22 protein-coding genes and 2 pseudogenes are annotated in these 24,059 nt (G+C 74.1%); 19 read left to right on the top strand and 5 right to left on the bottom strand.

Annotated features, from left to right (window positions below; translation table 11 throughout):
- Positions 1 to 79: 79 nt before the first annotated feature.
- Together OO68_RS26830 and OO68_RS26825 are read left to right on the top strand one after the other, a co-directional pair.
- Positions 80 to 1,678: a HEAT repeat domain-containing protein gene (locus OO68_RS26830; protein WP_167345920.1), complete on the top strand. Its 1,599-nt coding sequence runs from the start codon at positions 80 to 82 to the stop codon at positions 1,676 to 1,678.
- The gene (locus OO68_RS26825; RefSeq protein ID WP_033311723.1) at positions 1,666 to 2,910 is read left to right on the top strand and encodes a glycosyltransferase; all 1,245 of its coding nucleotides are present in this window, start codon (positions 1,666 to 1,668) and stop codon (positions 2,908 to 2,910) included. The genes OO68_RS26830 and OO68_RS26825 overlap by 13 nt, the downstream gene beginning before the upstream one ends.
- Here OO68_RS26825 and secD read toward each other — a convergent pair.
- From secD to OO68_RS26805, 4 genes are all read right to left on the bottom strand, one after another.
- The gene (gene secD, locus OO68_RS26820) at positions 2,900 to 5,173 is read right to left on the bottom strand and encodes a protein translocase subunit SecD (protein ID WP_033311722.1); all 2,274 of its coding nucleotides are present in this window, start codon (positions 5,171 to 5,173) and stop codon (positions 2,900 to 2,902) included. The two genes, OO68_RS26825 and secD, sit on opposite strands and share 11 nt — an antisense overlap.
- Positions 5,174 to 5,255: 82 nt before the next feature.
- A complete protein-coding gene (locus OO68_RS26815) occupies positions 5,256 to 5,672 on the bottom strand; it encodes a hypothetical protein (RefSeq protein ID WP_033311721.1) in 417 nt (138 codons plus the stop codon).
- 44 nt (positions 5,673 to 5,716) lie between these two features.
- The gene (locus OO68_RS26810; protein ID WP_051814823.1) at positions 5,717 to 6,400 is read right to left on the bottom strand and encodes a response regulator; all 684 of its coding nucleotides are present in this window, start codon (positions 6,398 to 6,400) and stop codon (positions 5,717 to 5,719) included.
- 2 nt (positions 6,401 to 6,402) lie between these two features.
- Positions 6,403 to 7,356 carry a sensor histidine kinase gene (locus tag OO68_RS26805; protein ID WP_033311720.1) on the bottom strand — a complete coding sequence of 318 codons (954 nt, stop codon included), beginning with the start codon at positions 7,354 to 7,356 and terminating at the stop codon, positions 6,403 to 6,405.
- 363 nt (positions 7,357 to 7,719) lie between these two features.
- Here OO68_RS26805 and OO68_RS26800 point away from each other — a divergent pair, with 363 nt between their 5' ends.
- The 17 genes and pseudogenes from OO68_RS26800 (at position 7,720) to OO68_RS26720 (ending at position 22,916) form a co-directional block, all read left to right on the top strand.
- Complete coding sequence (locus OO68_RS26800; protein WP_033311719.1) at positions 7,720 to 8,031, top strand: TraR/DksA family transcriptional regulator; 312 nt, start codon at positions 7,720 to 7,722, stop codon at positions 8,029 to 8,031.
- A 43-nt stretch (positions 8,032 to 8,074) separates the two neighbouring features.
- Positions 8,075 to 8,449: a TraR/DksA family transcriptional regulator gene (locus OO68_RS26795; protein WP_033311717.1), complete on the top strand. Its 375-nt coding sequence runs from the start codon at positions 8,075 to 8,077 to the stop codon at positions 8,447 to 8,449.
- Positions 8,446 to 9,270 (top strand): rod shape-determining protein, encoded by an 825-nt coding sequence (locus OO68_RS26790; RefSeq protein ID WP_051814822.1) that lies wholly within the window; start codon positions 8,446 to 8,448, stop codon positions 9,268 to 9,270. The genes OO68_RS26795 and OO68_RS26790 overlap by 4 nt, the downstream gene beginning before the upstream one ends.
- A 165-nt stretch (positions 9,271 to 9,435) precedes the next feature.
- Positions 9,436 to 10,005, top strand: a complete 570-nt coding sequence (locus OO68_RS26785; RefSeq protein ID WP_033311716.1) for a dihydrofolate reductase family protein — start codon at positions 9,436 to 9,438, stop codon at positions 10,003 to 10,005.
- 93 nt (positions 10,006 to 10,098) lie between these two features.
- A pseudogene (locus tag OO68_RS44410) lies at positions 10,099 to 10,311 on the top strand (M1 family peptidase); the annotation flags it as partial.
- A gap of 330 nt (positions 10,312 to 10,641) precedes the next feature.
- Positions 10,642 to 11,232, top strand: a complete 591-nt coding sequence (locus OO68_RS42450; protein ID WP_051814821.1) for a LysE family translocator — start codon at positions 10,642 to 10,644, stop codon at positions 11,230 to 11,232.
- Between the two features lie 181 nt (positions 11,233 to 11,413).
- On the top strand, positions 11,414 to 11,977 hold the full coding sequence (locus OO68_RS26770) for a snapalysin family zinc-dependent metalloprotease (protein ID WP_033311713.1): 564 nt from the start codon (positions 11,414 to 11,416) through the stop codon (positions 11,975 to 11,977).
- Positions 11,978 to 12,267: 290 nt separating this feature from the next.
- Positions 12,268 to 12,408: a hypothetical protein gene (locus OO68_RS47810; protein ID WP_245237171.1), complete on the top strand. Its 141-nt coding sequence runs from the start codon at positions 12,268 to 12,270 to the stop codon at positions 12,406 to 12,408.
- 242 nt (positions 12,409 to 12,650) lie between these two features.
- On the top strand, positions 12,651 to 13,592 hold the full coding sequence (gene bdeA / locus OO68_RS26760; protein WP_033311709.1) for a bis(hydroxyethyl) terephthalate hydrolase: 942 nt from the start codon (positions 12,651 to 12,653) through the stop codon (positions 13,590 to 13,592).
- Between the two features lie 923 nt (positions 13,593 to 14,515).
- Positions 14,516 to 15,835, top strand: a pseudogene (locus OO68_RS48335) (helix-turn-helix transcriptional regulator); the annotation flags it as partial.
- Between the two features lie 187 nt (positions 15,836 to 16,022).
- Positions 16,023 to 17,291 (top strand): PucR family transcriptional regulator, encoded by a 1,269-nt coding sequence (locus OO68_RS26750; protein ID WP_033311707.1) that lies wholly within the window; start codon positions 16,023 to 16,025, stop codon positions 17,289 to 17,291.
- Between the two features lie 241 nt (positions 17,292 to 17,532).
- Positions 17,533 to 18,354 carry an ABC transporter ATP-binding protein gene (locus tag OO68_RS26745; RefSeq protein ID WP_033311705.1) on the top strand — a complete coding sequence of 274 codons (822 nt, stop codon included), beginning with the start codon at positions 17,533 to 17,535 and terminating at the stop codon, positions 18,352 to 18,354.
- Positions 18,351 to 19,151: an ABC transporter ATP-binding protein gene (locus OO68_RS26740; RefSeq protein ID WP_033311703.1), complete on the top strand. Its 801-nt coding sequence runs from the start codon at positions 18,351 to 18,353 to the stop codon at positions 19,149 to 19,151. Before OO68_RS26745 ends, OO68_RS26740 begins: the two co-directional genes overlap by 4 nt.
- Positions 19,148 to 20,047 (top strand): branched-chain amino acid ABC transporter permease, encoded by a 900-nt coding sequence (locus OO68_RS26735; RefSeq protein WP_033311702.1) that lies wholly within the window; start codon positions 19,148 to 19,150, stop codon positions 20,045 to 20,047. Before OO68_RS26740 ends, OO68_RS26735 begins: the two co-directional genes overlap by 4 nt.
- Positions 20,040 to 21,179, top strand: coding sequence for a branched-chain amino acid ABC transporter permease (locus tag OO68_RS26730; RefSeq protein WP_033311701.1), 1,140 nt, complete (start codon positions 20,040 to 20,042; stop codon positions 21,177 to 21,179). The genes OO68_RS26735 and OO68_RS26730 overlap by 8 nt, the downstream gene beginning before the upstream one ends.
- Positions 21,176 to 22,459, top strand: coding sequence for an ABC transporter substrate-binding protein (locus OO68_RS26725; RefSeq protein ID WP_033311700.1), 1,284 nt, complete (start codon positions 21,176 to 21,178; stop codon positions 22,457 to 22,459). The genes OO68_RS26730 and OO68_RS26725 overlap by 4 nt, the downstream gene beginning before the upstream one ends.
- A 79-nt stretch (positions 22,460 to 22,538) precedes the next feature.
- A complete protein-coding gene (locus OO68_RS26720; protein WP_033311697.1) occupies positions 22,539 to 22,916 on the top strand; it encodes a VOC family protein in 378 nt (125 codons plus the stop codon).
- A gap of 33 nt (positions 22,917 to 22,949) precedes the next feature.
- Here OO68_RS26720 and OO68_RS26715 read toward each other — a convergent pair whose 3' ends face one another.
- Complete coding sequence (locus tag OO68_RS26715) at positions 22,950 to 24,059, bottom strand: hypothetical protein (RefSeq protein WP_033311696.1); 1,110 nt, start codon at positions 24,057 to 24,059, stop codon at positions 22,950 to 22,952.

Below are 24,059 nucleotides of genomic sequence, written 5' to 3'. Positions count from 1 at the left end.
CTCCACCACGATGTGGTGGAGCACCCGGGACGCGGGCAACCTTCGCTCCCCCCGACGGTCTGACTGTGCAGGGGTGTTCATGGGAGAGGACCATCAGATCGCCTTTCTCCTGCGGGAGTCGGCGCAGCCGGATCCGGAGCGGCGTGCCGCGGCGTTGAAGGGGCTGGGGAGGATCGGCCGGGCCGAGCACGCCCGCGTGCTCGCCGAAGCGGCCGACGACCCCGACCCGGCCGTGCGCGCGGCCGCCGCCCTGGGCCTGGGCCGGCTCGGCGTCCCGGAGGCCGGCGAAGAGGCGCTGCCCGTCCTGATGGGCGACGCGGACCGGGACGTGCGGCGCAGGGCCTCGGTCGCCGCCACCCGGCTCGGACTCGGCGGGCCCGCCGTCACCCGGGCCTTCTCCCGCCTGCTGTCCGATCCGGACCACCACGTCCGGATCAACGCCCTGGACGGGCTGTCGGCCCTGGGCGTGCCCGGGGACGTCACCGCCCTGGCCGCCCTGCTCGGTGACCCGGACCCCGCCGTATGGGGGCGGGCCCGGACCCTGCTGCACACCTGCGGAGAGGACCCGGCCGTACGGGCGGAAGTCATGCGCACGGCCCGCCGGGGCACGGGTGCCGCCCGCGCGCGTGCCCTGGAATGGCTGCCGGAACGGTGCACCCGGCAACTCCTCGACTCCCTGCTCACAGGGCTCCACGACCCGTCGCCCGCGGTACGGATCCAGGCCGCCCGGCGCCTGTTCCACGTGGAACAAGATCAGGTGCAGGACAAGCTGGACGCCGCCCTGCGCACCGAGGAGCACCCCGAGGCCGCCGCAGGACTGCTGCGGGGGCTGAAAGGGCTGGGCGCCGACCGCGTGGCCGACGCCGCCGTGCGGTGGCTGCGCGATCCCGTCGCCGGACCCTCGGCCGCACGTGCCCTGGGCGCCGTGGACCCCGGCACGGCCGCCCCGCATCTCCGCGCGGCCCTGACCGACAAGACGCTCTCCCCCCACACCCGGGCCGCCGCGGCCACCGCCGTAGGGAACGCCGGCCGCTGGGACGCGGTGTGGCTCCTGCTGTCCCTCCTGGACGACCCCGACGACGTGCTCCGCGGGGGCGTGCTCGACGGCCTGGAGACACTCGTCGAGAACGGCCTCCGCCCCTGGGAGCGCCACCCCGTGGCCTGGGCCCTGACTGACCATCTGGCCACCGACGGCCGGTACACCTGGCGCACACGCAACGCGCTCGACGGCCTCACCCAGGCCCTGCCCGACCTGCGCCGCCTCGCGGACAACGCCCCGTCCGGCGAAGTCCTGGCCGCCGCACTGTCCCTGCTCGACGGCGACGACCCGGCCGACGAGCACGCCCGCCACGACGTACGGCGCTTCCTGTGCCGCCTCGACGACCCGCACGAACCGGTCCGCTACGAAGCCGTCCTCGGTCTCGAACGCTGGACGCAGGCCGGAGGTTCACTGCCCCCCGGGCAGCGAGACGGCCCGCGGCCGGCTGGAGGCTCTCACCGAGGACGCCTCCCCGCGCCTGCGCCAGGCCGCCACCCGGCTCCTCGGCGCACTGGACACCGGCCCGCCGTGAGCACAACCGGCCGGAAGGCACCCGCACCGGCGAATTTCGTCCACGTGCGGTCATGCGCCGTGTGCCGCTCGCGCGGCCGGTCCACACTGGACCCATGCGCGTGGTGATCATGACGGCTGGATCGCGCGGCGACGTCGCGCCGTACACCGGGCTCGGCGCGGGGCTGGCGCGGAGCGGGCACGAGGTCACGCTCGCCACCCACGGCCTGTTCGAACCCCTGGCAGCCGGATCGGGGGTGCGCTTCCATCCGACCCCGGTCGACCCGCACGCCGTGTCCCACTCCGACCGCGGCCGAGGGCTGCACGCCAGCACCACCGGCCTCGGCAAGCTGCTGCGAGCGGCGTCGATGGCCCGGTCCGCCGCCGAGGAGATGACCGACTCCCTCGTCCAGGCGGCCCGCGGCGCAGACGTCGTCCTGGCCGCCGGAGCCGTGGCCCCGCTGGGCCGTGCCATCGCCGAGGGGCTGCACCTGCCCAGTCTGGGCCTGTTCCTCCAACCCCAGCATCCGACACGCGAGTTCGGCGCGCCCATGCTCGGCGGACGCTCGCTCGGCACGCTGGGCAACCACCTGGGCGGACGGGCCGTCATCTCCGCCGTCGACCGGGTCTTCACCCAGGCCATGCACCGGCTGCGCACCCGGCACGGCATGGCCCTGCGCAGTCCCTCCGCGAGCCGCCGGGCCCACGAGCGGGCCCACTGGCCCGTGCTGCACGGATTCAGCGAACGGGTGGTGCCCCGCCCCGGGGACTGGCGCCCCGGGCTGGACATCGCCGGGTACTGGTGGCCGCACGACACCCGCACCCTGCCCGGCGAAGTCGAGGAGTTCCTGGCCGCCGGGCCCCCGCCGGTGTTCGTCGGACTGGGCAGCGCGACGGTGCCGGACCCCGGTCACCTCAGCGCCGAGATCGTGCGCGCGCTGCGGGCGGCGGGACTGCGCGGCATCGTCCAGCAGGGCTGGGCGGGCCTCACCGCCCACAGCGACGACGACGTGATCACCGTGGGCGACGTGCCGCACGCCCTGCTGTTCCCCCGCACGGCCGCCGTCGTCCACCATGCCGGAGCCGGCACCACCGCCGCCGTCCTGCGCGCGGGCGTCCCCACGATCCCGGTGCCGGTGCAGTTCGACGGCGGCTTCTGGGCGGCGCGCCTGGTCGCCCTGGGGACGGCCCCGTGCGCCGTCCCCCTGCGGCGCCTGACCGCCGGCACACTCGCCCCCGCGCTGCGCCGCGCCACGGGCGAGCCCCGGCACCGCGACCGGGCCCGGGAACTGGCCCGCGGCCTGGCCGGGGAGGACGGTGTGGCCCCCGTCCTGGCCGCGCTGGACCGGCTCACGTCGTGATCGCGGCGCCCTCCGGGGACGGCTTCCCACGGCGCGAACGGGCGTGCAGCCCGATCGCCACGGGAGCCGCGGTGAACACCGAGGAGTACGTCCCGACGGCGAGGCCGATGAGCAGCGCCAGGGCGAAGTCCGTGAGCGAGGAGCCGCCCAGCACGGCGAGCGCGGTGAGCATGAACGCCGCGCCCATGCCGGTGTTCACCGTGCGGGGGAGGGTCTGCAGGATCGCCCGGTTCACGACGCCGGAGAACGGCGAGGATCCCGGGCCGCGCCGGTCCAGTTCCCGGACGCGGTCGAAGAGGACGACGGAGTCGTTGACCGAGTAGCCGATGACGGTGAGCAGCGCCGCCAGGAACACCCCGTCGACGGGCTTGCCCAGCCAGGCGAAGACCCCGAGCAGAATCACCACGTCGTGGACGAGGGCGACGACCGCGGCGGAGCCCAGCACCCAGCGGAAGCGCGCCGCGAGGTAGACCAACTGCGCCCCCAGGGCGACGGCGAGCGCGATGAGCGCGCCTTGGCGCAGCTCCTTGCCGAGGCTGGGGCCGATCAGTTCGTCGCGCACCTTGTCCGCCGGGCCGGCGACCTCGCGCAGGGCGCTCGTGACCTCGTCCTCCTCGGCGCCGGTCAGGGGTTCGGTACGCACCGTCAGACCCGTGTCGCCGGACGACTGCACCACCGCGCGGGGGAACCCGGCGTCGGCGAGGGCGGTCCGGACCCGGCCGGGATCGACGGGGCCGCTGGTGGAGTACTCGATCAGGCGGCCTCCGGTGAACTCCACCCCGAGGTCGACGCCGCGCACCGCCAGACCCGAGCCGGCCAGCACGAGCACGGCCGCCGAGGTGGCCAGCCAGCGGCGCGGGCGGCGCATCAGAAGCGGATTGCGGCGGGTGATGCGGTCGCGGACCGTGCCGGTGGTGGCGATGCCGGTGATGCGCGGGCGGCGGCGTACGCCCGGTCGGCTCGCGGCGAACTCGGCGAGCACCCGGCTGATGACCAGGGCGCTGAACATGGAGGCGAGCACACCGATGCCGAGGGTGACGCCGAAGCCGCGCACGGGCCCGGAAGCCAGGAAGAACAGCAGAGCGGCCGCGATCAGGGTGGTGATGCTGGAGTCGGCGATCGCGCTGAAGGCGTTGCGGAAGCCGGCCGTGAGCGCCGAGCGGATGCTGGGCCGGCGGCGTGCCGCGTACTCCTCGCGCGCCCGCTCGAAGACCAGCACGTTGGCGTCCACGGCCATGCCGATGGCCAGGACGAAACCGGCCAGGCCCGGCAGGGTCAGCGTGGCCCCGAGGGCGGCCAGGGCGGCGTAGGAGACCAGGCCGTAGCAGGCCAGGGCGAGGGCGGCCAGGGCGCCCAGCAGCCGGTAGACGACGATGATGAACAGCGAGGTCAGCGCGGTGCCGATGACGGCCGCCCAGGCACTGGCGGTGATGGCCTGCCGGCCGAGGGTGGGACCGACGGTGCGCTGCTCGACGGTCTCGACGGGCACGGGCAGCGCCCCGCCGTTGATGAGCAGGGAGAGTTCGCGGGCCTCCTCGGCGCTGAACGAGCCCGTGATCCGGGTGGCGCCGTCCCGGATGCCGGTCCCGCAGGGGATGGACGGATCGACCTGGGGGGAGGAGATGACCTTGTCGTCGAGGACGATGGCGACCCGCCGCGCCGCCTCGCCCGGCGCCGCGCAGGCGGCCTCGCCGGTCAGGCGGGCCCAGCCGGCCCGGCCGGCGCCCTCGAAGCCGACGGTGACGTGCCATCCGGCGCCGCCCTGCTGGTCGAACCGGGCGGCGGCCTCCTTCACGTCCTCGCCGGTCAGGGACGCGGGCCCGAGACGCAGCGGAGTTCCGGACTCGTCGGGCAGGACGCGCTGCCCGGGCCGCTTCGGCAGCGGCCGGGACGCGTCGTCGCCGTCTTGGGCGGCGCCGAGCACGGGGTGGAAGGTGAGTTGCGCGGTTCGGCCCAGGACCTCGGCGGCCTTCTCCGGGTCCTGCACACCGGGCAGTTCGACGATGATCCGGTGATCGCCGGAGCGCACCAGGGTGGGTTCGGCGACGCCGAGCGCGTCGATGCGGCCGCGCAGCACCTCCAGGGTGCGGTCGGTGGCCGCGCGGTCGGCGTCGGCCGTGGGGGTGGAACGGGTCTCCAGCACGATCTGTGTCCCACCGCGCAGGTCGAGTCCGAGGCGGACCGGCACGGTGGCGGCGACGTACAGGGACAGGGCGAGCACGGCGAGGGCGAGCAGCGCCCTCACACGAAGGGAACGGTTCAACGGGAACCTCCGGCAGGCACACCTCGGCAGCGGCCGGCGCGGGCCGCGGCGGGGCGGGTCGGGATGTGAAGGGGACGGAGCGTCAGGTGCCGGAGGACACCGGGGGCGCACGCCCCTGCTCCTGGTCCGCGGGCGGCTGCGAGCAGGGCAGGTGCCGGCTCGGAACCTGCGGTGGGCCCGGAACCCCGCCTGGGGCGACGTCGGCACTCCGGCCGCAGACGCCGAAGTGTCCGCGCGGGCCCGGGTGCTCGCTGTGCTGCTCGTGCCGGATGGCCGCCCGGACGGCGTCGCATCCGTCGCCGGCGCGCGTCTCGTCGTACCGCTGAGGGGCCGCCGCCGCGGGCGCTGCCGGCACCCCCGCGCCCGCTGTGCCGGGCGCCGGGGCGGCGATGCCGAGCGCGGCGAGCACCACGAGGACAAGGACCGCCGGCAGCGCCGCGATCCGGTGGGGGGATCGGGCGCTGCCGACGCCGGGCGCCGTGCGCGCGCTGTATGGCACCGTCCCCCCTCTCGTCGTGGCGTGCCGGCCGGGCCGGCCTCCGGTCAGGGCTCGATCAGTCCGGCGCGGATCGCATAACGGGTGAGGTCGAGACGGTCGCGCAGGCCGAGTTTCTGGAGCAGGTTGGCGCGGTGGCGCTGGACGGTCTTGATGCTGATGAACAGCAGGTCGGCGATCTCCTTGGACGAGTGGCCCTCGGCGACCAGCTTGAGGACCTCCTCCTCACGGGGGGTGAGGATCCGGTCCGGGTCTTCCTGGCCGCGGCGGGCCCGGTCCAGGTAGTTCCGGATCAGGGCGGTCACCGCGCCCGGGTACAGGAAGGGCTCGTCCCGCATCGCGGCCCGGCAGGCGGCGACCAGGTCGCGGTCGGCCACCGACTTCAGCACATACCCGCTCGCGCCGGCCTTCAAAGCCTGGAAGAAGTACTGCTCGTTGTCGTGCATGGTGAGCATCAGGATCCGCAGGTCCGGCCTCACAGCGGCCAGTTCGCGGGCGGCCTGCAGACCGGTCAGGCGCGGCATGGCGATGTCGAGCACGGCCAGGTCGACATCGCGGGTGCGGGCCAGCTCGATGGCCTCGGCCCCGTCACCGGCCTCGGCGACCACCTCGAGGTCCGGTTGCTGGTCGAGGATGAGCCGCACGCCGCGGCGGACCAGCGCGTGGTCGTCGGCGAGCAGGATGCGGATCGTGCTGGACTCCGCGGGAGCGGGCATGGCCGTGTCGGGCATGGTCAGAGCTGCTTCCTTGCGAGCGGCGCGGTGAGCCGGACCCGGGTGCCGGCCCGGGGTGCCGGGGTGATGTCGAGGCGGCCCCCGACGAGCAGGGCCCGCTCGCGCATGCCGCGGATGCCGGCGCCCTCGCGGGGTGCCTCGATGCCGCTGCCGTCGTCGGTCACGGTCAGCACCACGCCGTCGTCGGCACGGCGCAGCGCGACGGTGACCCGCCCGGCGTCCGCGTGGCGGGCGACGTTGGTCAGTGACTCCTGCGCGACACGGTAGAGGACCAGCTCCGTCTCCGGGGCCAGCGGGGGCAGGTCGGTGTCGAAGCGGCGCGTGACCAGCAGCCCGGTATGGGTGGCGAAGTCCTCGCTGAGCGAGGTCAGCGCGCTGACCAGGCCCAGATCGTCCAGCACGCCGGGCCGCAGCCGGCGCACCAGGCGGCGCACCTCGTCCAGGCTGGCCCGGGTGATCTCCTGCAGTTCCTGCAACTCCCTGCGCTGCGGCTCCGGTACGTCGTCCGCGGAGCGCTTGAGCCCCAGCAAAATCGCGGTCATGCTCTGGCCGACCTCGTCGTGCAGCTCCTGGGCGATGCGCCGGCGTTCCGCCTCCTGGGCCAGCAGGGCCCGGGCGCTGCTGGCGGCCCGTTCCTGCTCCAGCCGTTCCAGCATGGCGTTGAAGGTACGGATCAGCTCTGCGACCCCGCCGGCCCCGGAAGCGGGCAGGCGCTGGCCTGGACGCAGCAGGTCCACGGTGGTCATCAGCTTCGTGAGCCGGTCCAGCGGGGCCAGACCGAGCCGCAGCAGCGCGGCGTTCGCGACGAGCATCACGGCCAGACCGCCGACCAGGATCACCGCCTCGGTCAGCAGCACCGGCACCGAGACGGTCACCGGAGCCCACAGCAGCAGGGCCGTGGCCGCGCCCAGCACCACGGCGTTGAGCGCGAAGATCCGCCAGAACAAGGACACCGTCCCCGCGCCTCCCCTTCTACGAACTCTGTCTCACCTCCACTGTCGGGCATCGCGGAGCCCACCGCGTTCGCGGGCCGGGCGCTTGAGCAAGCCTGTGGCCAGGCTGCCCCCTCCCCAGGCGCCCCGTAAATGGGACCTGACCCCCATTTCCCCGGGCGCGCACCACCCATGGCGCGGCCGCATGGGTCCCTCGCACCGGTGCACATGGGGCCCGCGCCCGATGGGCATCCGCCGCGGACCGGGCCAGGCTGGAGCTCACACGACCACCCGGCAGCGGACGGGCGGCCCGGCCACCCGCCGGGCCGCCCGCCGAGCATGACCGCCCGCGCATCCGCGTCCGCCGCCGAGAAAGGACCGACCATGCCGCTCGACGCCACCCGGGCCGAGCCCCACCCGCACGAGGCCCGCCGGCGCCTGGAACACGCCCGCGCCACCCGGCTGGCCCAGCTGCGTGCCCTCGATGAGACCGAGCGCGGCTCGGACGATCACCTGCTGTCCGCGCAGAAGACCGCGATGGAGGGGGTGCTGCAAGAGATCGAGGAAGCCTTCACCCGCATCGACGACGGCACCTACGGCATCTGCGTGGGCTGCGCGAAGCCCGTTCCCGCAGAGCGGCTCGAAATCCTGCCCTACACCCGCCACTGCGTCGCCTGCCGGCGCCGCACGGCCTGATCCCGCCCTTACCGACCTTTAGGCCCTGCCGCAAAGGGGTGATGTGGTGAACCACCAGACCGTCGAAGAGAGCACGACGCACCTGTCGGCCGAGGACCTCGCCGCGCTGCGCGAGAACCTCCACGAGCAGCGCCTCTTCCGCCAGGAGCAACTGCGCCTGCTCGGTGGGCCGGTCACCTCCCGGGCCGAGGACCGGCTCCGGCAGCGGGCCGCCGCGCAGATCGAGGTCCGCGTCAAACTCGCCGCCTCCGCCCGCATGGTCCTCAATGACGTCGAAGCGGCCCTCAGCCGCATGAACGAAGGCTCGTACGGCGCCTGCCACCTGTGCCGGCGCCCGATCGAACGCGAACGGCTCATGATCGTGCCGCAGGCCCGCTACTGCGCCCGCTGCCAGCAGGTCAAGGAGGCACAGCCGTGACCGGTACTCAGGACCTGTCCGGCGCCCGGGCCCGTCCCCGGCCGGGGACGCCGTGTCGGCGCTGCCGCGGCATCGCCCTGGACATGGGCAGTGCCCGCACCCGCGTCTGGCTCGCAGGCCAGGGCACGGTCGTCGATGTCCCCACGGTCACCTTTCCCGGGGCGGGCGCGGTCCACCTCGTCCAGCGCGGCACCATCATCGACACCCCAGGGTGTTCCCGGATGCTTCAGCGCCTGCTCGGCGACCGGCTGCCCCGCTTCGCCCGCCCCCTGGTCATCGTGACCACTCCCGTCGTGGACGGCGTCGCCTACCGGGCCCGTGCCCGCGCCGCGGTTGAGGTGCTGCGGCCCCGCAGCGTCCTGACCGTGCCCAGCGCCCGGTGCATCGCCCTGGCCGCGGACGCGGACATGTCCCGGCCGCTGGTGGTGCTGGACGTCGGCGCCCATCTCACCGAGGTGGTGCTGCTGTGCGACGGCGCCGTCACCGACGCGCACCGCACGGCTCTGGGGACCAGCGACCTCGACGCGGTGACCGCGCCCGAGCAGATCGTCGACGCGGTGGTCGCGATGCTGACCGCGATCCGCCGCGACGACCGCATCTCGCTCACCGCCGGCGCCCTGCGGCGCGGCATCCTCGTGGCCGGCGGGGGAGCCCTGCGCCCCGAGATCACCCAGCCCCTCACCGCTCGCCTGAAGGCACCGCTGCACATCGTCCCGGCCCCGCACACAGCGGCCGTCCGCGGCGCCGCACGGCTCCTGCAATCCGCCCACACCCACCCCTCGGCCCGGGCGGGCCTCCCTCCCATCGCAGACCCCCGTTGACCGACTCCGTCCCCGGCGAAGCTGCACCGGAGATGACGGTGACGTCCGGGGGCGTGGTGCAGTCGCCACCGTCGACGACTGCACCAACAATGGCCGATGGCGAGACAGGCGTCGTAGGCGGAGTGCGCCCCATAGGGTCGAACTCGCCACTGAGGAGGTCTTCAGATGCGCAGCGTGACCTATTCGATGGGCGTCTCACTGGACGGCTACATCGTGGGACCGGACGGCGACTTCGGCTGGACGGAGCCCGGCGACGACGTCTTCCGCTTCTGGATCGAGGAGATCCGGCAGGTCGACGTCCACCTGCTGGGACGACGGCTGTACGAGACGATGCTGTACTGGGAGACCGTCGACGACCAGGACCCCTCGCTCGACGAAGCGACGCTCGAATGGGCCGGGCTCTGGAATCCGCTTCCGAAAGTGGTGTTCTCCACCACGCTGTCCTCGGTACAGGGCCATGCCCGCCTGGCCTCCGGCAGTGTGGCGGAGGAGATCGAGCGGTTGCGGGCCGAGCCGGGGGAGGGCGAGATCGCGATCGGCGGCGCGACGCTCGCCGCCGAGGCGGCCGCGGCGGGTCTGATCGACGAGTACCGGGCGATGGTCTACCCGGTGCTCGTCGGAGGCGGCATTCCGTTCTTCCCCCGGGACGAGCGCCGGGTGGATCTGGAGCTCGTCGAAACCCGCACCTACAACGCGCGAGTCGTCTACCTCCGCCACCGCGTGAAGCGTCAGTGAGCCTGAGCTGGGCCGGGATGCCCGCTGACCCTTCATCAAACCCTGGCCTTCTCCCATCTCCCCCCGGCAGGCGGCCGTCAACGGTCTGTGGGCGGCTGGGAGGAGCCGGAGGACGGGGCGCTGGTGGCCAGCCAGCCGATCGGGGCGCCGTCGTGGTACCCGTGCAACGACCGGCCCGCCGACAAGGCGTCGTACCAGCGCTCGGTCACCACGCCGTCGGCGTACGCGGTCGTCGCGGGAGGACGTCTGCTGACCCGGACGACGAAGGCGAGCACCACCACCTGGGTGTACGAGCAGTCGGCGCCGCCGACACGCGTGGATCCACGGGACGACGCTCCCGCCGCTGCCCGGGGCCGAGAGGCGGGCGGCGGGCTAGGACCGCCCGCGCGCGCCTTGTCTTGAGGGCGTTCCACCGCCGTCAGCGGGGGATGCCCGCGGCGTCCAGGTACCGGTGCAAGACCTCCGCCAGGACGAGCACACCTTCCCGGGCACCGGTCCACCCTCGTTGAGCCGTCCGCTGTCCGGGCGGCCCCTAAGGGGGTACCCGACGGTGCCGCCGGCTCGGCGGCCTTTCGCACGGAGGTGCCAACGGGCGCCGGCTACGGGCGATTTCGCAGGCGCGGGAGTGGAGGGCGGATGACGGTCGACCTGGTCGGTTTCCTGGGGGTCGTGCTGGTGGCGTACCTGGTGCCGGGCCCCGATTTCCTCGTGGTCGTCAGATCGGCGGCCGAGGACCCCTCGAAAGGCAGAGCCGCGGCACTGGGCGCCCAGACCGGGCTGTGCGTGCACATGCTGGCCGCGGCGGCCGGCCTCTCGGCGATCGCCACCCGCTCACCCGCGGTGTACGACGGGATCAGACTGCTGGGCGCGGCCTACCTGGTGTACCTGGGCGTGCGGGCCGTGCTCGCAGCCCGCCGGGCCGCCCGGGAGAGGCGCACCGGGAACGAGGTCGCGTCCCCCGCCCCGCACGAGGGCGGGCCCGTGCGGGGACGCTTCCGGTCCGGCTTCTCCCAGGGGTTCCTCACCAATGTGCTCAACCCCAAGGCCGCCCTGTTCTTCCTCAGCGTCCTCCCTCAGTTCGCCGACGGCGACGGATCCCTGGCGCGGCAGATCTTCCTCCTGGGCCTGCTGGACGTCGTCATCGGCGTCGCCTACTGGTTCGCCCTCGTCGTCGTCGCCGCCCGGCTGCGGGCCCTGCTCGACAGGCCGGACGTGCGCCGCCGCTAGGAGCTGAGCACCGGCTGGCTGTTCATCGCCATCGGCGTCTCGGTCGCGACCGCCGCCTGACGGCCCGACACCCGGGGAGGCTCCGCTTAGGCCGTTTGCCGGATTCGGTGGCGACCTTGCCGGGCATGGGGCAACAGAATGTCATGAGCACGACTGCCCTTTCCCCACAAGGAGGTCGATCATGCACGTCCGAATGCTGACCGGCGGTATCGCCACCGCCTGTCTGGTGTCCTTGTCCCTGACGGCCGGCCAGGCTGCGGCCGCCGCCCCCCGGGCCGCGGAAGCCCCGCTCGCCGCCCGCGTCCTGACCTATGACGCCAGCGGCTCCGCGGAGTTCAAGAGCGCCGTCAACCGGGGCGCGGCGATCTGGAACGAGAGCGTCGACGCCGTCGAACTGCGGCCGGTCGCAGCCGGGCAACGAGCGAACATCCGGGTCCTCGCGGACAACGGCTGGCCGCGCGCCCTGCCCACCACCCTCGGCAACGGCACCGTGTACATCGGACGCCAGGCAGTCGACCAGGGCTACGACACGATCCGTATCTCGTCGCACGAACTCGGGCACATCCTGGGTCTGCCGGATCGCAAGCCCGGACCGTGCTCCAGCCTGATGTCCGGCTCCACCGCGGGCATTTCGTGCACCAACCCGTACCCGAACGCGGCGGAGAAGGCGGAGGTCGAAGGGAACTTCGGCGGTGTGCTCGCCGAGCGGGCCCCGGCCGGGCGTGCGGAGGTGATCGTGGACTGACGCATGCCGCGTCACGCGTGAGAGGGCGGCCACCCACTCACGCTGGACCGCTCACCGTCGATCGGCAACGGGCAGCAGCCACGCCGGGTTCCCTGCCGGGTAGGCCCGTTGTCCGGCCGACGGTGAGCGGCGGCGCCTCACTCCTGGCGGGAGTGCAGGCCGAAGACCGGTCAGGTCGCCGGCAGCCCTGGCGGACGGGCCTGGTCAGCACCATCCTCAATCCGAAGATCGCCGTCTTGTGCCGGCCTGCTGCCCACGCCGGCCCCGCCTCAACTGCCCGCCGCCTGGGCATGACGCTCCTCGTCCTCCTCCACGCCGCCCTCACCCTCGTCCGGCTGGGCGGCTACGTGTTCCTGCTGTCCAAGGCCGGGCCGGTCCTGCACAGGCCCCGCTCCGCCGTGTGCTCGGGCGTACCACGGGCGTGGTGCTGATCGGCTTCAGCCTCGCCGTGGACGGCGTGGGAGGTACCGCCCGCTGACGTGGTGTCCGTATGAGACCGGCTGACCCGGCGGCCGTAGGAGACCGGTGACTTTGCCGGTCCCCGTGCGGTGGCCGGTCCCCGACAGTGGCACGGCCAGCCCGACGGCGGTGCCCACCGCGGGCACGCGGCGGACGCCCCAGGTCCCGCGTGCCCGCGAACGGCCACCCGCCACGACAGAGAGGACGACTCGTCGTGCATCTCCATCCCCACACCGGCTCATCCACCCGTACTGGTGACACCCTCGGCCGCCGATCCGGGCACCGGGCCGGACGCCTGGCCGGTGCCGCTGCGGCCCTAGTCCTCGCCGTCGCCCTCGGAACCCTGACCGGCCCGGGCGCCCACGCCGCCGACAACCCCTACGAGCGCGGCCCGGCTCCCACCACCGCCACCATCGAGGCGGCTCGCGGTCCGTACGCCGTGTCGCAGACGTCCGTCTCCTCGCTGTCCGTCACCGGATTCGGCGGCGGCACGATCTACTATCCGACGAGCACCAGTGACGGCACCTTCGGTGCGGTGGCCATCTCGCCCGGCTACACCGCCTACGAGTCGTCCATCGCCTGGCTCGGACCGCGTTTGGCCTCGCAGGGATTCGTGGTGTTCACCATCGACACCCTCACCACGCTCGATCAGCCCGACTCCCGCGGCCGCCAGCTGCTGGCCGCCCTGGACTACCTCACCGAGCGCAGCTCGGTGCGCGGTCGCGTCGACGCCTCACGCCTCGGCGTCCTGGGCCACTCGATGGGTGGCGGCGGCAGCCTGGAGGCCGCCAAGTCGCGTCCGGCCCTCCAGGCGGCGATCCCGCTGACCCCGTGGAACCTCGACAAGACCTGGCCCGAGGTCACCACGCCGACCCTGATCTTCGGAGCCGACGGAGACACCATCGCCCCCGTCTCCTCCCACTCCGAGCCCTTCTACACGAGCCTGTCCTCCTCGCTGGACCGGGGCTACCTGGAGCTGAACTCGGCGACGCACTTCACGCCCAACTCGTCGAACACGACGATCGCGAAGTACAGCATTTCCTGGCTCAAGCGGTTCATCGACAATGACACCCGCTACGAGCAGTTCCTGTGCCCGCTGCCCCGGCCGAGCCTGACCATCGAGGAGTACCGGGGCAACTGCCCCCATGGTTCCTGACCCAGTGAGGGGCCCGGCGGCGGACGCGTTCGACGCGTCCGCCGCCGGCGCCGTGCCGGGGCACAGGCGTGAGGGCCGGCCATTGGGCCGGGGCACAACGCGTGACGCGGCCAGGCCCGGTCAATGCGCAGGTGGGCGGTGGGTTTGCCCGCTGGGACGCGCGGACTTCAACCTTCCGGTCTTCCTTACGCACGAGTAACCTCCGTTGGGTGACCGGAGACAGGAGCAGGGTGCGGACGGCTCCCCGCGTGGGGAGCCGGTACGGCCGGGACGCCGCCCGGTCGTCCGCCGAGGACCGCGGCCACGCCGAACTCACGCGAGGCCGACGGCAGTTGTTCGACGGCCCGGTGGACGACGCGCGCGAGACCCTGTTGCTGGCCGCGTCCCTGCTCGCCGCCGGTGCCCCGGACGGGGCCGAGGCCGCACGCCTCTGCGCGGCGGACGCCGCCTGGGCGTCGGGCGACGTCACGGCCTGTCTGACCGCCCTCGACGACACGGACCCGCCGGGGCCGACGGGCGGGTGCGCCGTCCGGGACACCGCCCCAGCCGGAGAACCGGCTTACGACCGCAGCGCCCCGACGACCGGCGGGGGTGGCAGCGGTCCGACGACGGGCGGGGGCGGCACCGGTCCGACGACTGGGGTGGACGGCGAAGCGCCGGTGTCTGCCTTGAACGGCGACGCCCTGGCGTCCGGCCTGGGCGGCGACGTTCCGGCCTCTGGCCCGGACGGCAGCGCTGCGACGACCGGCGTGGGCGGCGGCGTTCCGGTGTCCGGCCCGGACCGCAGGGCTTCGGTGTCCGGCCCGGATGGCGACGCCCTGGCGTCCGGCCTGCGCGGGAGTGTCCAGACGGTCGGCGAGAACGGCAGCGCCCCGGTGTCCTGCCCTGGCGGCGGCGTTCCGGTATCCGGCCCGGAGGGCCACCCCCCGGCGACGGACCGAGCCGACGGTGGGTCGCCGTCGCGCGGCGCCGCGGGTCTCTCCGCCCCTCCCGTCGGGGCCGGGCGGCCGGAGCTGCGCGGTTCCGGGTGGGGACGGGGCCGCGACCCTTTCTTCCGGGACTACCGCGACGGCATGCGCGCCCTGCTGGCCCGGCGGCCGGAGCACGCCGCCGGGCCGCTGCGGCGCGTACTGAGCCGCGTGCGCCACGACGACCCGCCGGAGCGGCTGCTGCGCGCCGCGTCGGCGGCGCTGCTGCTCGGCGACGTCCACGCCGCCCGCGCCGCGGGGGCGCGTGCCCTCGCGGTCGCCCGCAACGCGGAGTGCGTCGCCTCCGAGGCGCGGGCCCTGGAGTACTTGGCCTACGGCGAGCTGCGCGCCGGCCGCCACGCGCAGGCGCGCGCCCACGCGGAGGAGGGCGTGCGCGCGGCGCTGCTGGCCGGCCATCGCAACACCGCGGCGAGCCACCACGCGCTGCTCGCCCTGGCCGCGTCGATCGAGGGGGACACCGCCGCGGTCGCCGGATACGCCTCGGCCGCCCTGGCCACCGCCCGCCGCCACGGCCTGGCCCAGGCGGCGACCCTGGCCGAGTGGGCCACCGCCCGTGCCGACCTGGCCCGCGGCCGCCCCCTGGACGCCGCCGACCGGCTCGGCCCGCTCGTCGGCCCCGGACCCCGGCGTGGTCACTTCGCCGTCTGGATGCTGGCCGTGCCCTGCTTCGTCGAGGCCGCGGTACTCGCCGGGCAGCCGGAGGACGCCCGGGGCCCGGTCGGCGACCTCGCCGGCTGGGCCGACTTCGGCGCCGATCCGCACGCGTCGGCCCAGCTCGCGCGCTGCCGGGCCCTGCTCGCCGCGGACGACCGCGAGGCCGACGACCTCTACCTGCGGGCGCTCGCCCTGCACGACGGGTCGGGGGGCGACTTCGAGCGGGCGCGGACCGAGCTTCTGTACGGCCGGTGGCTGCGGCGCCGCCGACGGCTGCGGGAGGCCCGTGGCAGGCTCGGCGCCGCCCTGGTCGCCTTCGAACGCTGCGGCGCCGGCGCCTGGGCCGACCAGACCCGCGGCGAGCTGCGCGCCAACGGAGCCGCGTCCGGGAAGGAGCCGGCCGCGGGACTCGCACGGCTGACGCCGCAGCAACTGCGCATCGCACGCCACGTGGCCGAGGGCGCCACCAACAGGGAGGTGGCCCAGCGGCTCGCGGTCAGCACCCGCACCGTCGACTACCACCTGAGGAACGTCTTCGCCGCCCTCGGCGTGCGCTCCCGCGTCGAGCTGGCCCGCATGGTCGACCAAGAGCACCGCTGAACCCGGAAAATCTCGGCGCCCGCACGGAGAAGACGCCGCACGACCCTGGGGACCGACCGGACGGTATGCCATTCTTCGAAGCAGCACTACGCGGGTGACGACGCCGAACGGGCAGCGCACCCGCCGGACGCCGCTGCGCCCGGACGGCACCGGGCCGCCGTGGGACCGAAGCCGGGGGAGGACCGCCATGCATCCTGCCGCACGCACACGTACGACGTTCCGCGCCGGGCCGACACCCGTCCCGCAGCCGCGGTCCCGGCGCATCCGGTCGCTGATCGACGCCGACGCCCTGCGCGTTCTGCACCGCGCCGCCCGCATCCTGCTCGACGACCTGCCGGATCTGACCGACCGGCTGCTGGCGGTCCTGCGCGAACAGGAACCGGCGTACCGGACGGCGCTGGAGAACGACCACGCCGCCACCTGGCAGGAGGTCTACCGCTCGCTGCGGCACAGCGTGACATCGCTGCTCGACCCGCGCGGCACCCGCGAGGCCGCCCACCGCTGCACCTGGCGGATCGGCGTCACCCGCGCCGAGCAGGGACTGCCGCTGGACGCCCTGCTGCACGCGTTCCGGCTGGGCGGGTCCCTGGTGTGGCAGCGGCTGGTCGAGGAGACCACCCGCTCGGAGCCCGAGGACACCCGGCTGCTCGTGCACGTGGCCACCGACGTGTGGAACTTCGTCGACGAGCACTGCACCCTCGTGGCGGACGCCTACCGGCAGGCCGAGCGGCAGCTCGCCTGGCGGCGCGAGAACAGGGTGCGCCTGCTGGCAGCGGCCCTCCTGGACGGCACGAGCCGGATCGCGGACCTTCCCGAGACGGCCGAGCGACTGGGCCTGCCGGAGCACGGCCGGTACGTCGTCGTCGCGGTCGCCGGGGGCCCGCCGCAGGACCTCCCGCCCGGCCGGAACGCCTACTGGCACGCAGGAGTGGAGGCGGACCACGGCATCGTCCTGGTCGGCGACGAGGGAACAGGCGAGGCCGACCGGGACCCCGTCGCCGCACTGGCTCTGCCCACCGACCGACCCGCGGGCCGCCGGATCGGCGTCGGCAGTGCCGTGACGGGACTCGCCGCCGTCGGCGACGCCCGGCGCCTGGCCGACCTGGCCCTGAGCATCTGCCCGCCCGACGGCGGCACGGTCCGGCTCACCGAGCATCTGCCCGAGGCGCTGGTCGTCTCCTGCCCCGAGCTCGGCGCCACCCTCACCGAGCGGGTGCTCGGCCCCCTGCTGCGCCTGGAACCGGCCGACCGGGACGTCCTGCTGGACACCCTGGTCGCCTGGTTCGCCTGCGAGGGTTCCGCCCAGCGGGCCGGCGAACGGCTCTACTGCCACCGCAACACCGTCCTGAACCGGCTGCGCCGCTGCGAACAGCTCATCGGCCGCTCCCTGTCCCGCCCGCACGACGTGGTGGAGATCAGCCTCGCCCTGACGGCCCGCCGGCTGCTGCGCGGCTGAAGCACCGGAGACCCGCACGCCGAGCCCTCCGCCGGGCAGCTGCGGAGTGCACCCCTGCCCGGCATCCGCCCGCGCCGCGCCGCTCCCGCCCCTGGGCAGCCGCACAATCCCCGCCGGTCCCCGCTGGGACCACGCAGCCACCCGGCCCGAACACCTGTACCGCCTGCCCGCGCCCGTGCTGTCGTGAGCTGCCCTTCCCCCGAAGCACCCGTGCCCGACGGCACGGATCCGAGGAGCCGTGATGCCCGAAGCACCACCGGACGACGAGCCCGCCCTGCACGTCGAGGGTCTCGACGTGACCTACGGGCGCGCCCTGTCCGCCCTGCGCTGCGTGTCGCTGACCGTCCCGCACGGCACGGTCGTGGCCCTGCTCGGCGCCAACGGCGCGGGCAAGACGACCCTGCTGCGGGCGGTGTCGGGCACCCTGCGCCTGCACCGCGGCGCGGTCACGGCGGGCCGTATCCGCTACGGCACGACGGACCTCGACGGACGCGACCCGGTCGCCGCCGTGCGCGCCGGGGTCGTCCAGGTCCCCGAAGGGCGCCGGGTCTTCGCCGGGCTCACCGTCGACGAGAACCTGCGCTCCGGCGGCCTCGGCCTCGGGCGGCGCCGCCCCGACCAGGTCGCCGAGGCCCGGGAGCGGGTCTTCACGCTCTTCCCGCGTCTCGCCGAACGCACCCGGCAGGCGGCGGGGCTGCTCTCGGGCGGCGAGCAGCAGATGCTCGCCATCGGCCGGGCCCTCATGGCCGCGCCCCGGCTGCTCCTGCTCGACGAGCCCTCCCTGGGTCTGGCCCCGCAGATGGTGTACCGGATCGCCGAGGTCGTCCGCGAGATCAACGCGCAAGGCACCGCCGTGCTGCTCGTCGAGCAGAACGCGGGCATGGCGCTGTCCCTCGCCGACACCGCCCACGTCCTGGAGGTCGGCGAGGTCCGGCTCTCCGGACCCGCCGACGAACTCGCCCGCACGGACGCCGTGAAGCGCCTGTACCTGGGCGAGACCGACGGCACAGGGACCGAGACCGCGCAGAGAGCCGGAACCACCGAGGGGCAGGGAGCCGCGTGACCGTCCGCACCACCGCACCGCCCGAACTCACCGTCACGGACGTGACGGTCCGCTTCGCCGGACTCACCGCCCTGGACGCGGTGTCGTTCACCGTCGCCCCGGGCTCCGTCCACGCCCTGATAGGACCCAACGGGGCGGGCAAGTCCACCTGCTTCAACGTGCTGTCGGGCCTGTGCCGCCCGGCCACGGGCACCGTACGGCTGGGGGACGCCGACCTGACCCGGCTGGCGCCCCACCGCATCGCCGCCCTCGGCATGGCCCGCACCTTCCAGAACATCGTCACCACCCAGGGCACGGTCGCCGACAACCTGATGCTCGGCCGCCACGCCCTGTCCCGCTCCGGATTCGCCGCAAACGCGCTGCGCCTGCCGCAGGCACGGCGCGAACAGCGCGAACACCTCGACCGGGCCCGCGAGATCGCCGAACTCACCGGTCTCGCAGGGCACTTCGACATTCCTGTCGACCTGCTCTCCTACGGCGACCGCAAACGCGTGGAGTTCGCCCGCGCCCTCTGCCTGGAGCCCAGCGTGCTGTTGCTGGACGAACCGGTCGCCGGGATGAACGCGGCCGAACGCGCCCGCACGGTCGAGGTCGTGCACACCGTGCGGGCCGAACTCGGCCTGTCCGTCGTCCTGGTCGAGCACGACATGGGCCTGGTGATGCGGCTCGCCGACGAGGTCACCGTCCTCGACTTCGGCCGCCGTATCGCGCACGGCACCCCGGACGAGGTCCGCAGCGACCCCGAGGTGCTGCGCGCCTACCTCGGCACCGGCGCCGGGCAGGAGGACGCGGCATGACCTCCCTCCTCGACAACGTGTTCAACGGCCTCGCCCTGGGCGCGGTCTACGCCCTCGTCGCCCTCGGCTTCGTCATCATCTTCAAGGCGTCCGGCGTCATGAACTTCGCCCACGGCTCCCTGCTCCTGCTCGGCGGCTACCTCACCGCCGTACTCCACGACGACCTCGGCTTCGCCGGGGCACTCGCCGTGTCCGTCCTGGTGACGGCGGCCGTGGCCGGAGCCATGGACCGCTTCCTGCTCCAGGCAGGCGGCGGCCCCGACCCGCACACCGCCCATGTGCAGACCATCGTCACCATCGGCGTCGACATCCTCATCGTCACCGACCTGTCGCGGCGCATCGGCGGCGATCTGCTCTCGCTGGGCGACCCCTGGGGCGACTCGGTCAGCGGGCTCGGACCGGTGACCGTCGCGGACAGCCGTATCGCCGCGATCGTGGTCTCCGCCGTGGTCATCGCCGGTGTCTTCGCCCTGTTCCGGTACACCACGTGGGGCCTGTCGCTGCGCGCCTCGGCCGAGGACGTCGAGGCGGCGTCCCTGATGGGCGTACGGCTGGTGAGGGTCCGCATGCTGGCCTGGTGCCTGGCCGGAGCGCTGGCCGCCCTGGCCGCGGTCTTCCTCGCCGCGTTCCCCGCACCCGGCCTGGAGCGCACGACCGGGCAGATCGCCCTGAAGGCGTTCCCGGCGGCCATCCTCGGTGGCATGGCCTCCCCGCCCGGCGCCCTCGCGGGCAGTCTGCTGATCGGCATGACCGAGGCGCTCGTCGCGGGCTACCAGTCCGATCTGCACGTCCTGGGCGAGGGGTTCGGGGACGTCGCCCCCTACGCGGTGATGGTGCTGGTGCTGCTGGTGCGGCCGACCGGGCTGTTCGGCGGGAAGGCGGCGGTCCGTGTCTGAGCGACTCCCGCGCGCCCGCGCGATCCGGATGGGCCGGGCCCTCGCGGTCGTCACCGTCCTGTGCGCGCTGCCCTTCTACCTCGACGCGTTCTGGCTGCGCATCGGACTGTTCTCGATGGCGGCCGCCGTCGGCGCGGTGGGTCTGGGCCTGCTGTCCGGCACGGCGGGCCAACTCTCCCTCGGCCACGCCTTCTTCCTGGCCGTGGGCGCCTACGGCTACGTATGGCTGGCCGGCGAGCCCGGGCCCGGCCTGCCCACGGCCGTGGCCGCCGTGCTGGCGGTGCTGCTCGCGGGGGCGGCCGGCGGGCTCTTCAGCCCCGTCGCCGGCCGGGTGCGCGGCATCTACCTGGGCGTCGCCACCCTGGCGCTGGTCTTCCTCGGCCACCACGTCCTGCTGACCGCCGACTCCGTCACCGGCGGCTTCAACGGCCGCTCGGTGCCGCCGCTGGAAGTGGGCGGCTTCTCCTTCTCCACGGACTCCGAACTGACCCTGCTGGGCGTCCCGTTCGGCGCCGAGGAACGGCTCTGGTACCTGGGACTCGGGCTGTTCGCGGTCACCTGGTTCACCGCCCGCGGCATCCTCCGCGGCCGTCCGGGACGCGCCCTGGTGGCGCTGCGCGACAGCGAGACCGCGGCCGCCGTGATGGGCGTGAACGTCTCCCGCTACCGCTCGGCGGCCTTCGTGGTGTCGTCGATGTACGCGGGCCTGGCCGGAGTGCTGCTCGCCCTCTCCTTCCGCCGCGTCGTGCCCGACTACTTCGGCCTCGTGCTGTCGGTCGACTACCTCGCCATGATCGTCATCGGCGGGCTGGGATCGGTGGCCGGAGCCACCGCGGGCGCCGTCTTCGTCACCGCGCTGCCCCTGCTGATGACCCGCTACGCCGACCAACTTCCGCTGGTGGCCGCACCTGGCACCACCGACGGCACGATCGGACCCACCGAGGCCGCCCGCTACCTCTACGGAGCGGCGATCGTCCTCATCCTCCTCTTCACCCCCGACGGCCTGCACGGCCTGGCCCGCCGCCTGCGCGCACGCCTGCGCAGCCGCCGGGCCGCCCCGCCGCCCTCCGGTACCACCGCCCCGTCCCAGCCGCCCACGTCCGCCGCACGAGCCAAGGAGCCCACCCCGTGAAGCACACGCACCACACCGCACCACGCACCAGAACGCTTCTGGCCACCGCCCTCGCGGCCCTGCTGCTCGCAGGCACCGGATGCAGCTCCAAAGCCGGCTCCCCGGGGAGCACCGCCGACGGTGCCGACGGCATCAAGACCGGCCCCGGAGTGACCGGCGAGACCATCAGACTCGGTGCCCTGACGGACCTCACCGGCCCCTACGCCACCCTCGGCAAGAGCATCGTGCAGGCCCAGCAGATGTGGGCGGACGAGGTCAACGCCCGCGGCGGCATCTGCGACCGGCGCGTCGAGATCGTCGTCAAGGACCACGGCTACGACGTCCAGAAGGCCGTCACCGCCTACGCCGACCTCTCCCAGGACGTCGTGGCACTGCCCCAGGTCATCGGTTCGCCCGTGATGGCCGCGCTGCTCGACGACATCGAGCGGGACAAGGTGCTCACCTTCCCGCAGGCCTGGGCCGCCTCCCTGCTCGACCGCGACGCGGTCCAGGTCCTGGGCACCACCTACGACATCGACATGATCGCCGCGGTCGACTTCCTCACCCGCACCAAGGGAATCGCCAAGGGCGACACGATCGGCCACGTCTACTTCGAGGGCGACTACGGCGCGAACGCGCTGGAGGGCTCGCGCTGGGCCGCGAAGAAGGCGGGCCTCAAGCTGGCCGGACAGAAGATCAAGGCTACGGACACCGACCTGTCCGCACAGGTCTCGGCCCTGCGCAAGGAAGGCGTCAAAGCGATCCTGATCAGCGCGGGACCGGCCCAGACGGCTTCCCTGGTCGGCGTCGCGGCCTCCCGGGGCCTGAAGGTTCCCGTCGTCAGCAGCGCCCCCGGCTACGCCCCGCAGCTGATGAAGACCCCGGCCGCCCCCGCCCTTGCGGCCCTGCTGAACGTGGTCAGCGCCGCACCCGCGGTCAGCTCCGACCTGGCCGGGGTGCGCAAGATGGTCGCCGCCTACAAGAAGAAGTACCCGGACTCCCTCGTCGACTCCGGCGTGCTCTCCGGCTACAACGCCGCTCAGCTGATGGGCACGGACCTGAAGAAGGCCTGTGAGAACGGCAGTCTGGCCCGCGAGGACGTGGTCAAGGCCCACCGCTCGCAGTCCAGGGTCGACGTCGGCCTCGGCACCGCGCAGAACTTCTCCGACAAGGCGCAACCCGCGAACACCTCGACGTACGTGCACAAGCCGGACGCCAAGGCGGTGGGAGCCGCGGTGAACGTGGAAGACGCCCACACCGCGCCGGGCGTCGAGCAGTACCTCGCTTCTCGGACCGGGTGACGATCAGGGCCCGGTCTCACCAGGTGGCGGCTCTTCGACCTGCCGAGAGCAGGCGAAGAGCTCCGCCTAGGATCGGGCCATGATCGCTGACGTGCAGTGCGTGGTGCTGGATTGCCCCGAACCGATGGAACTGGCCGGGTTCTACCGGTCGCTTCTCGGTGGCACCGTCAACCAGCCGGACTGGCGGTGGGCGCTGAGCGACGCCTGGGCGACGCTGCACACGGCGTCCGGTCTCGTCCTGGCCTTCCAGCGGGTGACGCCCTACCGGCCGCCCGCGTGGCCCGACCCGGCCGGACCGCAGCAGTTCCACCTCGACTTCGGAGTCACGGACCTGGACCGCGCCGAAGAGGAGGTGCTGGCCCAGGGAGCGAATGTGCTGGACGCCGGTGCGGACGGGCGGAGTTGGCGGATCTATGCCGACCCGGCGGGGCACCCGTTCTGTCTGGTCCGCCACTGAGGGACACCCGCGTCGACTGCTCGGCCCGGCCACTCAGCCGTACCGCAGGATGCGAGGAGCGAAGGTGCCCTCGGGGCCGTCGGCGCGGCCGACCGACCACACCGTCGCCGTGCCCGGCACCGGCGCCAGCCGCAGGCTCCTCGAGTCGCCCTCGCCGGCCACCGCCGGTTCGTCGTACCCGGTGAACGACCGGCCGTTCCAGGCGAGGAAGTCCGGCCCGGGGACCCACGGGGGAGTGCTGCCCGGCGGGCCCCACTTCTGCGAGCGGGCCACCGAGACCCAGCCCAGCTCGCCGGACGCGCCGGGCGCCAGGGACGTGATGCCGCCGAAGTCGGTGGGCACCGTCACCCGGTTCCACGCCTGCCCGTCCCAGCGGACCAGCAGGGGCGGAATCGGCCGCCCCACCGGGCCGCCGACGAACCCGGCCGTGCCACCCGCCCACACCTCCGTGGGCGAGACCGCCAGCACACTGCCCACGGCCGACCGCGGGAACCCGTCCACGATCGTCTGCTGCCACGCCTGCCCGTCCCAGTGCGACACGGCCGCACCCGAGGCGGTTTCGCCCGCGGCCCAGACGTCGTCGGCCGCGAGGACGTGCAGGCCGTACACGGCTCCCGGCGGTGCCGGCACGTCCTGCCAGGCGCGCCCGTCCAAGCGGAGCAGCACCTGGGCGCCGTCCCGCGAACCGATCAGCCAGGTCTCGCCGCCGCCGGTCACGACCCTGGTCGCCACCACACCCCGCGGCGGCCGGCTCTCGGACCAGGCGACGCCGTCGAAGCGGAGCAGGCGGGCACCGCCCGCCGTATCGCGGCCGACCGCCCAGAGGGCGGCCGGTGAGGTCCCGGCGACGGACAGCAGTTCCCCCTGCCAGCGGATCCCGGGCAGGTCCTGGCGCTGCCACGCCGTTCCGTCCCAGCGCAGCACCAGCGGGAAGCCCGGCGCCTCGCGGCCGACGGCGTCGGCACCCACCGCCCAGGCCCGGTCCGGCCCGAACGCCACGGCCTCGTTCAGGCCGGCCTGCGGACGTACCTGCGCCGGGACCGGAACGTGCTGCCAGGACGTGGTGTCCGCCCCGGCCGGGCTCATGCCGGCCATGACCGTCATGGCGACGGCGAGGGCCGCGACGAACAGTCTGCGTGCCAT

This window comes from Streptomyces iakyrus (assembly GCF_000717055.1).
GTDB lineage: Bacteria > Actinomycetota > Actinomycetes > Streptomycetales > Streptomycetaceae > Streptomyces > Streptomyces iakyrus.
The sequence above is the reverse complement of the archived record's forward strand: the minus strand, read 5'-3'. Positions and strand labels throughout refer to the sequence as shown.